Genomic DNA, 12527 nt, shown 5'->3' with positions numbered 1-12527 from the left:
AATTAAAAGTTAAAAGATCTGTCGTCTTTTTGATCAAAATGTTGCATGGAAGTTACATAAATTAATTGATCCGGGCAGGTAGTAGGGATGTACAAATAAAAAACAGCTCCTGAAAAGGAACTGTTCTCACTCAAAAAATCGTTGTAAGGTTACCGAAGTCTGTCTACAGATTTCACGAGCCTCTCATCTTTACGGATGTATACATTTGCTATAAGCAGACATATTACCGCAATTAATGGGAAAATCGGCTCAATACCCTTCTCAGGAAAATTAATTCCTCCGGATAAGCTTAGCAGCCAGTACGCCAATACACCAATCAACAAAGCGTTTATAATGATGCTGATAGTATTCAGCAAAATTTGTCTTTTTCTGTTTTTAAAACTGAAGATACTTAATGATCCAATGATAACAAGGATTATACATCCTATATTAAGTACAGGGATACTGTCGGAAATCACAACATCCTGTCCCGTTATAAAAAGGAAAACAGCAGCTAAGACTGCTAATAAAGCCCATATAGTTTGTATTCTCTGTAGCATTGAATATTAAATTCTTGGCAAAAATAACATAAATTTTGCACAATTCAAAAATAAGTGTAGATTTGCATTATACAATGTACTTGAAAACCAAAGTCACCGGACTTACTTTTCTTACTCACAATTAATTACATTTTTACATAAATATGTTTAACATAGAAACGTTAAGGTCAAAATCCGTAACGGAACTGACTAAAATCTTAAAGGATTTGGGCGTTAAAGTTGCAAGAAATAGCAATGATAATGATAAGATCTTTGCAATTCTTGACTTTCAGGCTTCTAATCCTAAAGTATCAAAAGATTATTTCAACGCCACGGAAACCAGCACCAATACTGAAGAAGCTCCAGCAGAAAAACCTGTAAAGGCTCCGGTAAAAAAAGCTGCTCCAAAGAAAGCCCCAGCAAAACCAAGGGCAAATGCGAAAGCACCGGCAGAACCAATAGTAGAGGAAAAAGTAGAAGAAAAAACGCCGGTCGCTGAAGAAGTAAAAACAGAAGAGCCTATAGCTGAAGCAGTAGAAGCAACAGTAAATGAAGAATCATCTGCAGCTAATTCAGCTAAGAAAAAAAGAAAAAGAGTTTCTACCAATACAGGAAATACAGAAACTTCCCAGGAGAAAACAGAAGCTCCTAAAAATACAGAATCTCAAGAGCCTGCCCAGGCAGAAGAAAAGCCTAACAATACGCCTCCTCAGCAACCACAGGCTAACAGACCTCAAAAAGGACACAACCATCCACAGAACAGTGGAAACCAACATAAAAATCAAAACCAAAACCAGCACCAGCATCAAAACCAACACCAAAATCAGAATCAAAACAGACATTCTGAAAAGGCAGAGGAGCAGCATGACCATAAAAAAGAATTCAGTTTCGATGGAATGGTAAGCATTGAAGGAGTGTTGGAAATTTTACCTGATAACTACGGATTTTTACGTTCATCAGACTTTAGCTATATCTCTTCTCCTGATGATGTGTATGTTTCTACAGCGCAAATCAGAAATTATGGGTTGAAAACGGGAGATACCGTTAAAGGAATTGTAAGACTTCCAAAAGAAGGTGAAAAATATTTTTCATTATTAAAACCTACAGAAGTAAACGGACGTGATCTTGCATTTATTAAGGATCGTGTTGCATTTGAATATCTTACACCACTTTTCCCTGAAGAGAAATTCAATCTTGCAGGAAGTGATTCTACAATTTCGACAAGAATAGTAGATTTATTTGCACCCATTGGTAAGGGACAGAGAGCAATGATTGTTGCACAGCCTAAAACAGGTAAGACGATGTTGCTTAAAGATATTGCCAATTCTATCGCTGCGAACCACCCTGAGGTATACATGATGGTCCTTCTGATTGATGAACGTCCGGAAGAGGTTACTGACATGGAAAGAAGCGTAAATGCAGAAGTTATTGCTTCTACATTTGATGAAGCTGCTGAAAAGCATGTGAAAGTAGCTAACCTTGTTCTTGCCAAAGCACAAAGAATGGTTGAGTGCGGACATGATGTTGTAATCTTACTGGATTCAATTACGAGATTAGCAAGAGCATACAATACTGTGACTCCGGCATCTGGTAAAGTTCTTTCCGGTGGGGTAGATGCTAACGCTCTTCACAAGCCGAAAAGATTCTTTGGAGCAGCAAGAAAAATTGAAGGTGGTGGCTCTTTAACTATCATAGCCACTGCACTTATTGATACCGGTTCAAAAATGGATGAAGTGATCTTTGAAGAATTCAAAGGTACCGGTAACATGGAACTTCAGCTGGACAGAAAAATTGCTAACAGAAGAATTTATCCTGCTATTGACTTAATTTCTTCAAGTACCCGTAGAGATGATCTTCTTCTGGATGAAGTAACTTCTCAGAGAATGTGGATTTTTAGAAAGTATCTTTCTGAAATGAATCCTGTGGAAGCAATGGAATTTGTAAATAAAAACATCAAAGGAACTCTTAACAATGAAGAATTCCTGATGTCTATGAATAAATAAATTTAATATTGTTAAATAGAAAGCACGGGTCCTCAGGATTCGTGCTTTTTAGTTTAATATTTGTAATTTTTAAAAAAAATAAAATTTAATTCATTCTAAATCAATATATCAATGTTAAAGATTTATTAAAGTAATCCCCAATCTTTGATAGTACCTTAAATATTGGCTAATTTTGAAGTATAACATTAAAAATAAAGATTATGTCATTTGAATTACCAAAATTAGGATATGCATATGATGCATTAGAACCTACGATCGATGCAAAAACTATGGAAATCCACTATACGAAACACCACCAGGCGTATATTGACAATTTAAATAAAGCAATAGAAGGAACTGATTTAGCAGGGAAAACTATTGAAGAGATCTGCCAGACAGGAACTGATAAACCGGCAGTAAGAAATAATGGAGGTGGACATTTCAACCACTCTTTATTCTGGGAAATTTTAACTCCTGGCGGAAGCAATGAGCCTGTAGGAAATGTAAAAGCTGCTATCGAAAATTACGGTGGCCTTGAAAAATTCAAAACTGATTTTTCTGAAGCTGCTAAAACAAGATTTGGTTCAGGATGGGCTTGGTTAGTAAAAAATGCTGATGGTTCTGTATCTGTTTCTTCTACACCAAACCAGGATAACCCATTAATGCCTGTTGCAGACGTTAAAGGAACTCCGGTTTTAGGATTAGACGTTTGGGAGCACGCTTATTATTTAAACTACCAGAACAGAAGACCTGACTATGTTTCTGCATTCTTCTCTGTAGTAAACTGGGATAAGGTAGAAGAATTATTCAACAAATAATTTTCAGCTATTATAAAAATAAAAGGTTCAGAATTTTCTGAACCTTTTTTAGTTTGATAAATTTTAAATTTATCTTTTTATTATTTTCTGTGTGAATACTTCGTTACCTGAATTTACTTTTACAATATAGGTATTGGATGGTAATGAATGAATATCAACAGCTATTTCTTTTTCGTTAGTGAATGACTTTTCAAAAACAATCTTACCATTGATGTCATTAATTTCCAGAGCTCCTGAACGTACTTTGTCGAGCGATACGATAAATATTCCATTATTGGGGTTCGGTGACACCTGAATGTTCTTCGGTCTGCTATTTTCCTTCTGCTTAGCTTTTGTGTGGTTAGGATCTGCATTAAAATCGATGCGGTAATCCTTATCTTTTGGTCTTGCAAACTTAGCTGCAGGATTGGAAATAGTTGTGTTTGCCCGCAAATTCTCACAGTACATAAAATCGTAAGGAGAAGTAATACTGTTTTCAGCATGAATTCCATCATTATTACCGCCAAGAGAATAAACAAGCTCAATAATGAATTTGTATTGTCCTGAAGGCGGATTGGTAAGATCTGCCTGATTTACTGTAAATTCAAACTCATTGGGGTTAGGGAAATTAACTGTTGCAGATGTTGGATAAACTGCACTTGTTGCTATATCTAACAGGGATAGCTGAAAGTTGACGATGTTAGCTCCTTGTGGAATTGCATAGTTTCCATTGATATGTAGCGGAAAGCTTACTGGGATTTTACAGGAACGAGCTTGATAGGTGAAATCAACATAAGCTGTGTTCATTTTGCAGATGTCATTGCTTAATGAAGATATTTCAGTATTCGTTAAAGTAAAATTTGTCTTATTCAGATAAAATCTAGGAAGTAGATTGTGATCCGGATCATCATTGTACTGTTCAATATTTCCTGTATATGAACCTCCACGGCTGGCAATGTTGGCTGCAGCTTCTATATATGGTGCATAATCACTTACATGTACCACGATAAATTTTGCATTTCTGTCCATTTTAAACTTTGTAAAGGCTGAAAAAGCATTATCCTCATGGAGTCCGTTGGGAGGATTGAAGTTGACCAAATAGGAGCCATTGCTAAAGCTGCCGTTGGCTCTTTCTGCATCAGAAAATAAGATGATTACTAATGGTCTCTCACGGTGCTTATCCAATGATTTCTGTTGACTTACAATATCAGGATGTGGATAATGATCAAGGGCTGCTCCTATTAAGCTAACCGCATCATGAAAATGGTCACCATTTCCTAATCTTCTTGAGAATGTTTGAGCAGTTGCCAGATCATTGGTAAAATTAGATTCTATATAAATTCTAGGGACAGAAGGGCTCATTCCGGGGAAATCTGTTCCATAGTGTACTACGGAAACCCGATTGTCCCGGTTGCATTTTAAAATCTGTTCCATGAGCTTTCTTGTGGAAACAGTCATTTGATTGAAGGCTACGTCACTTATAGAACCACTGTTGTCCAGGCAAAAAATGATATCACTTCCTGTTTGTGAGTAGAATGGTGTCCATGATAGTAGAATTGAAAATAAGATAAGTTTACATATATTTTTCATAATTCACAGATTTTAAATGTTGTTAGATAATGAATTGATGTAAAACTTTGTCCGGTGTTGGGATTCCTGAAGTTGAGAAAATGGGGGCATGGCTAGAAAGCACGCCGCAAGCGATAGATTTTTCATGGTCTTAAATTTTGTTTATGGTTGTTATTCACTGAAAATCAAAATTCAGTGATATACAAATATATTAAAACTTAAGTATAATTTTATTTAATATTAAGCAATTAAAGTATTTATTTTTGTATTTTATCTATTGAAAATTATTTAATTCTATATTTATTATTTTATTGTTAAATTTTTTCTAAAACATTGCTTGTGTGTAGTAAATTATCTTCTGATTTCACTTCCGGATAAACCGGTCATTCTTAATCCATACTTCCAGTTTACATACGCAAATACCTGATACAGCTTATATTCGAATTTTATTCCGTAATTCTCTCTGGGATTATAATCTATTCCGGATTCTATGATGTTTCTATATTGTCCGGTGCTGTAATAGCTATTCCATTCATTCACAAGAAATGTATTTTTTGTCTTCAGAAAAGATTCTGAATATTGGCTGATTGGCTTTGCTATGGCATTGAGGAAATAATCAAACTCAGTGTCAATAACGGTAAGGTCCCATTCTCCATCGTCGTTTTTAGACGGTTTCATTTCATGCTGTGCTTTATCTTTTTTTGAGCTGTTTTGTTGTGAAAGGCAGCCGAATGAGATAAAGGCAATACAGAATATTAAAACAATATTTTTCATGACTTTTAAGGATATAAAAAAAGCACTCCAATAAGAGTGCCTTTCTGTATTATTTTTTAATATATTCTTTCTGAACTACGGAAACCGCTGGGAAGTGGTCACTGTATCCGCCTGTGAACCTATCTCCATCCCAAGAACGTAAAGGATATCCTTTCCATTGTCCTTCTTTGTTTACCAGGTAAGCCGGTGCATAGATCTCAGCTTTAAATATGGTATAAGTAGGAGTGATTTTTTCAGGAGAATAAAGATTTTTCGAAACAATGATCTGGTCAAATAAGTTTGGAGCATCTCTGTAAGCAAGAGAAGCTACCCCTGCCTTATATAATTTATACATTAAGTTATAGTAAGGAGTTTTGTCAGATAATTCACTTGGATCACCTACAGCTGCCAAATGTTTTTTCAAACTTGGGCTTACCGGGTCATCATTATAATCACCCATTGAGAATAATTTGATACCAGGATTTTCTGCAGTTACTTTATCCATTTCCTCTTTCAGTACAGTAGCTGCTGTATTTCTTTTAGCAAGAGAAATTGCCTCACCACCTCTTCTGGAAGGCCAGTGATTCATGAAAAGTCCTACTTTTTCACCATCCAATAATCCAATAGCAATTACAATATCTCTGGTGTATTCTCTTTTTCCGTTTTCATCATAGATTTTAATTTCTTTCTTATAAGAATCCAAAACAGAGAATCTTCCTTTCTGATAAATAATGGCTACATCAATTCCTCTTGAATCGTAAGAGTTGAAATGCACAATCCCATAGTTGCTTTTTGCTAAAGCAGGTTGCTTGATAAGGTCTTCAATCACCTGTCTGTTTTCTACCTCAATCAATCCTACGATGGCAGGGTTGTCATTTGTATATTGTCTTCCAAGCTCTGAAATTACCTTAGCTTCATTGGCTAATTTCTGATTGTAGTATTTTGATCCCCATCTTTTTGGGCTGTTGGCAGTAAAATCTTCAGATAAAAACTGTTTTCTGATCACTTTTTTCCCAATCAAAAGATCATCACTCCATTCACCTTTATAATCTTCTGTTGTTTCAAGATATTTAAGTGAATCTACAGGCACACTTCTGTGAAACTTAGGATTGGAACGGGGTAATGTTCCATCAATATAATCTGCAGAAGGAATAGTGTCCCAAAGGTTTTCTACATTCAGGAATGCGACAGCTGCTCTCTTTACCTGTCTCTGTTGTGAGAAAGCAGAACCAAAGCAAAACAGGGCGGCAATGATTAAATATTTTTTCATATTCTTAGTATATTCAAAAAATTGAGGGGTAAAATTACTAATTTTATATAAGAATAAAGATTAAAATGATCTGAGTTTAATTTAACAAAAGGTTAAGCTTGCTATAAAAACATCTGAAATAAACCTATTACAGGGTGTTATTTGATAGTTCAGGATGTTATTTGTCATTTATATAATGTTAAAAAATGAACGTTTTATTGAGGATTAAAAATAGTAAGCTCATAATGTTGGTGACTTTTCTTAAAACCTATAGCTGTTTTTTGTGATTGATTAAAATTGGAGCATATTTTTAGGATAATTACAGTGCGTTAAGAAAAATTAATAGAATAAATAACTAAAAATGTTTGAGTTAATGAAAATAGTCCTAAATTTGTTGCCCCTTAAATAAAGAAGGAGTTAAAAATAAGTTTATTATGATTAAAAAACTATCCCTAATCTCTTTGTTTACTTTAATGCCTGCCTCTTTTTATTTTGCGCAAACTACTGTTTTTGCGTATGTTAAAGATCAGGATGGTAAGCCTATAGAGAAAGCAGAAGTAGATCTAGCACAGTCCACCGGCGACACATCTGTGGATAAAATTGGATACTTCCAGTTTGTGGATTTAAAACCTGGCCACTATCTAATCACAGTGACAAAACCAAACTTTGAGTCTAAGATCTTAGAGTTTGATGTAGCTGCAGATGAGAAGAGAAAAGATTTAGGTGTTATTACACTTAATTACAACTTAGGATCAGATGCAGGAGTAATAGTTATTGATGACTCTGCAAATGATACCGAAGATGGAGGCTCATCAATGCAGCCTACTGTAGGACTTTTAAGCTCAGGAAGAGATGCTTTCCAGAATGTTTCCGCTTTTGAACTGGGTGCTTACTGGTTCAGACCAAGAGGGGTAGACAACAGATTTGAGGATGTTCTTTTTAATGGTGTTTCCATGTCTAAAAATGATGATGGAAAAGTAGACTTTAATAACTGGGGAGGTCTTAATGATGTAACGAGATATCCTTATGAAAATGTAGATAATATTACCCCTTCAGAGTATACTTTTGGTAATTTGGGAGGTGCTGTTTATTATAATACAAGAGCATCCAGCTATAGAAAACAAACTTCATTAGCGTATTCATTTACCAACAGAAGCTACTTGCACAGAGCCATTGCTACTTATTCTTCCGGTCTTTCTAAAAGCGGTTGGGCATTTACGTTCTCAGCAAGTAGAAGATGGGGAGACAGAGCAATTCTGGATGGGGTGTATCAGGATGCTTATGCTTATTTTGCTTCTATTGAGAAGAAATTCAGCGATAGACACTCTCTTAATTTAACGGCTTTTGGATCTCCTACTTATAGAGCTTCCAATGCTCCAAATACTCAGGAGGTTTATGACCTTATGGGGAAAAATTATAACTCATACTGGGGATGGCAGGATGGAGAAAAGAGAAACTCCAGAATCAGAAACGTGTATGAGCCAGTATTCATGTTAACAGATTACTTAAAAATAGGTAAAAACTCTAACTGGACCAATACGGTTTCCTATCAGTTCGGTAGCGATGCGAGAAGTAGATTAGACTGGTTCCACGCTGCAGATCCAAACCCTACCTATTACAGAAAATTACCAAGCTACGGTCTTTTGACTGCTGATGAATTCAGACAGCAATCTCAGATCGACTGGAATTATCTATATAATACGAACCGTATTAACAAGTTCGAAATGGATGGAATAACTTCCAGAGGAGCTTCTTATACCTTGATCGATGACGTTAACAAAGACAAAACTTTCAACTTTTCATCACACTTTGATACAAAGCTGAAAGATAACTGGAAGTTGAATATTAATTTTAACTATCAGAATTTAAAGTCAGATAACTTCAGAAGAATTAATGATTTATTAGGAGCAGATTATGCGAATAATCTTAATCCTTTCAACAATGATGTAAGATACAATCTTGATGACACGAATACTCGAGTAAGAGTAGGAGACAGAACTCAATATTCTTACCAGTTGACCAGAAATCATTACTCATTGAATGTTTCTACTGAAATTGATTTCAAAAAATGGAATGTAGTAGCTTCCATATTTGCTTCGCAATCTGAATCTTACAGAAATGGAGATTATAGAAGTGGAATCGCTCAGTTTACCAATAACTCCAAAGGAAAAAGTGCTGTCTATAATGCTTTAGATGCTGGTATTAAAGGTAAAATTACCTATAAGATCAACGGTAAAAACTTTATCGTGTATAACGGAGCATTCTTTAGTTTAGCTCCTACACTTAATGAGATCTATATCAACCCTAGGGTTTCAGATTTCCTGACTCCGGGTGTTAAGAATCAGATCATCAACTCAAATGATATCAGTTATATCATGAGAGGTCAGATCTTGAAATTAAGACTATCAGGATATTATACTACAATCAGCAACTCTACTGAATTAGCAAGATATTATGCGGCTGTTTCTACAGACTCAGGATCATATAATACATTGATTAATGAGGCAATGAGTGGTGCTGATAAGAGATATATGGGAGCTGAATTAGGGTTCGATGTGAAAATTACACCTACCATTAATGCGATAGGGGTAGCAAGTGTTGGCGAATACAAATTTACAAACACTCCACAGGTCTATTCAGTAGATGATCTTAATGGTTTCAGAAGCTATGGTGCTGCAAACATTAAAGATTACAAAGTGGCTGGTACTCCTCAGAAAGCATTCTCTTTCGGGTTAAAATACAATTCACCTAAATACTGGTGGGTAGGAGCCTCTGCTAACTATCTGATGGATCAGTATCTTGATTTCTCTGCGCTTAACAAAACGGCTGCAATGTACACGATTCCGGATTCCGGAGGTATTATTTATGATGGGGCAACACCGGAAGTTATCCAGCAGCTTACTGCTCAGAAGAAATTTGATGACCAATTTATGCTGAACGCTAATGCTGGTAAATCTTTCCAATTTGGAAAATACAGAGTTGGGGTGAGTATTTCTGTGAATAACATCTTAAATAACAGAAACTATGTAACAGGTGGATTCGAGCAGGGTAGAGCTGCTAACTTTACAGATGCACTTGCTGAGTCTCAAAGAGCAACTCCTTATTTCGGACCAAAACTTTGGTATGACAGAGGAAGAACGTTCTTTACTAATGTTTATCTAAGATTCTAATAACGACTACAATGAAAAAATATAATTCAATTTTAAAATATATGTTTATCGCAGCAGCTTCTCTATGGATTACCGTAGGATGTGTGCATGATGATAAATATGATGAGCCTAATCTGGATGGATATCAGTGTGTTGCGGATTTTCAGGCTAATATGACGTTAAGCGACCTTAAAAAGAAGTTTACTGTAAATAACCCTACCGGAGCTGCTTATGTTTTCCCTGCAGATAAACCTAATGATCCAAGTGATGATTTGTATATTGAGGGATATGTTTCTTCTACAGATGAAACCGGGAATATCTATAAAACGATCTATATTCAGGATGCATTGGAAAATCCTACTCATGGGTTCACCATCAGTGTAGATATGGTAAGTTCTTATACAAGATTTCCTCAGGGATCTAAAATATATGTAAAAGTTAACGGTCTTGCAGTAGGTACCTACGGAGGAGTTGTTCAGCTGGGAGTAAAAACAGGAGCAGAATCAGCAATAAACGGAGTTTCCAGAATTCCTGAGAAATTAGCTCCAAAAGTAATTTCAAGATCTTGTACCACAAGAGGTAACATCAAGCCATTGGTAATCTCAATAGCAGATCTTAAAAGTAAAGAAGATCTAATTGGTTGTTTAGTTGAGCTGAATAATGTAGAATTTGATGCTAAAGCTTTATGTTCAAACTTTGCCCCTAATGGTCAGACAGTAGATAAAGTAATCGGTCAGAATTGGGACAATGTAGCCAAAGTTTACAAAAATACTGCCGTTGTAAGAAACAGTGGATATTCTTCTTTTGCAAATCAATATATTCCTGCTGGAAAAGGAAATTTCAAAGGGATCTTCAGTAAATTTCAATCAGGTTCTAATACGACTTACCAATTCTATATCAATAAAGTAAGTGACCTTGATATGGAAGGAGGACCATTAGGTCCGGATGGGAAAGATAAGCACTTCCCACGTCAGGATGATATTCAGGAAAATCCTTGTAGATTCAGTAATGCAAATCTTACGGCTAAAACGGTGGCAGACATCAAGCAGCTTGCAGGTGGATTAGCTCCAAACGGATTGGTACAGATTACAGGTAATTTCTATGTGAAAGCTCAGGTTACTGCTAATGATGAAGCAGGAAACTTATTCAAATATCTATACGTAGAAGATGCAACAGGAGGAATTAAGATCAATATCAATAAAACGGATCTATTCCAGGATGCTAGATTTAAAGTAGGTAAAGATCTGTTCGTTAAATTAAATGGACTATATATCAGAAACGTAGCCGGTGAACTGCAGTTAGGTTCTAATGATGCAACTCCTGCTATCGGATACAGAATGAAAGAAGAAGATGTATACAAATATTTATACGATTCCAATGAACCTGCAAGAGCGGTTGTTGCTTCTGAAAGATCAATTTCTCAGTTAACGACTGCAGATGTAGGAAGATGGATCAAAATTAAAGATCTTGAATTCATTAACGGAGATCTGGGAAAAACATACGCTGATGGTACTGCTCTTTCTAACAGAACTTTAGAAGACTGCTCAGGAAAGACAATTGTTTTAAGAACCAGTGGAAGAGGTATCTTTGCAGGAAAGGCTGCAAGTACAATTGAAGTTGCAGGTGGTAAAGGAGATGTATATGCTATTTTAAGTGTATTCAACGGGACTTACCAATTGTGGTTTACTAAGCTTCCTGATCTTCAGTTAACAAATCCTAGATGTGACGGAAGTATTTATACTCCACTTCCGGTTCTTTATAAGGATGATTTCGCTTCCGGTGGATTCAGTACAGACTGGACAACTGTAAACAAGGAAGGACCAAACCAATTCTGGGGAACTTCTAACCAAGGAAACGGAACAAACTACTATGCAATGATGAACGGTAATGCAGGAGGTGCAGGTAATAATTTTGTTAACGAAGACTGGTTGATCTCTAAAGCAGTTAGCTTAGTTGGAAAATCTAAAGCAGTAGTAACCTTTACTACAGACGTAAGATATGCAGGAAACGCAATACAGGTATTTGCTACAGATAACTATACAGGAGACGTAACAACTACAAACTGGACAACACTTCCGGCAATTCTGGATACCAATACCAATGCATTCGGAGATTGGATAAGTTCAGGAAATGTAGACTTAAGTGCTTTCTTAGGCAAAAATGTAAGAATCGCATTCAAATATACTTCTACAACATCTGCTGCTTCAACATGGGAAGTAGATGATTTCAAAATCAAAGGACAATAATTATTGTTTTTATAAATTGAAAACCGGCTCGGAAGAGCCGGTTTTTTTATGCTGTGGTTAAGGCTTCCCCATTGTTATACTGATTTCTTATATGATTTGCAATGAGTATCTCAACAGTATATTCTAATGAAAATATGATGTACAGAACTATAGGAAAGGTCATTGTAAGGGAGAATTTACGCTAGGAGGAGATGCCCTTGTTTATTATAGCTCTACTGATATTAGGAATGGGCATATAATGCCACATCGATTTGAGGTATATGT

General features: G+C 35.8%; 8 protein-coding genes. 4 read left to right on the top strand and 4 right to left on the bottom strand.

Features of this window, described 5'->3' with window-relative positions; translation table 11 throughout:
* Window positions 1–149 precede the first annotated feature (149 nt).
* Window positions 150–539: a DUF4293 family protein gene (locus tag WH267_RS05345; RefSeq protein WP_340006313.1), complete on the bottom strand. Its 390-nt coding sequence runs from the start codon at window positions 537–539 to the stop codon at window positions 150–152.
* Between the two features lie 143 nt (window positions 540–682).
* Between WH267_RS05345 and rho the strand changes: the two genes are divergently transcribed.
* A complete protein-coding gene (rho, locus tag WH267_RS05340; protein ID WP_340006311.1) occupies window positions 683–2521 on the top strand; it encodes a transcription termination factor Rho in 1839 nt (612 codons plus the stop codon).
* 200 nt (window positions 2522–2721) lie between these two features.
* Window positions 2722–3318 (top strand): superoxide dismutase, encoded by a 597-nt coding sequence (locus WH267_RS05335; RefSeq protein WP_115968157.1) that lies wholly within the window; start codon window positions 2722–2724, stop codon window positions 3316–3318.
* 69 nt (window positions 3319–3387) lie between these two features.
* Here the strand turns inward: WH267_RS05335 and WH267_RS05330 are convergent, their stop codons facing one another.
* The 3 genes from WH267_RS05330 to WH267_RS05320 form a co-directional block, all read right to left on the bottom strand.
* Window positions 3388–4887 (bottom strand): T9SS type A sorting domain-containing protein, encoded by a 1500-nt coding sequence (locus tag WH267_RS05330; RefSeq protein WP_340006309.1) that lies wholly within the window; start codon window positions 4885–4887, stop codon window positions 3388–3390.
* A 330-nt stretch (window positions 4888–5217) separates the two neighbouring features.
* The gene (locus WH267_RS05325; RefSeq protein ID WP_123320445.1) at window positions 5218–5640 is read right to left on the bottom strand and encodes a DUF6146 family protein; all 423 of its coding nucleotides are present in this window, start codon (window positions 5638–5640) and stop codon (window positions 5218–5220) included.
* A gap of 49 nt (window positions 5641–5689) precedes the next feature.
* Entirely contained in the window at window positions 5690–6889 is a 1200-nt protein-coding gene (locus WH267_RS05320; protein ID WP_340006306.1) for an endonuclease/exonuclease/phosphatase family protein, read from the bottom strand.
* 413 nt (window positions 6890–7302) lie between these two features.
* Between WH267_RS05320 and WH267_RS05315 the strand changes: the two genes are divergently transcribed.
* Entirely contained in the window at window positions 7303–10038 is a 2736-nt protein-coding gene (locus WH267_RS05315) for a TonB-dependent receptor (protein ID WP_340006304.1), read from the top strand.
* A gap of 11 nt (window positions 10039–10049) precedes the next feature.
* Window positions 10050–12263 (top strand): DUF5689 domain-containing protein, encoded by a 2214-nt coding sequence (locus tag WH267_RS05310; protein ID WP_340006301.1) that lies wholly within the window; start codon window positions 10050–10052, stop codon window positions 12261–12263.
* Window positions 12264–12527: the final 264 nt, after the last annotated feature.

This window comes from Chryseobacterium sp. MYb328, assembly GCF_037572595.1.
In the GTDB taxonomy this organism is placed as follows: domain Bacteria; phylum Bacteroidota; class Bacteroidia; order Flavobacteriales; family Weeksellaceae; genus Chryseobacterium; species Chryseobacterium pennae.
Note: the sequence above shows the minus strand (reverse complement) of the source record. Positions and strands in the feature narration are given on the sequence as shown.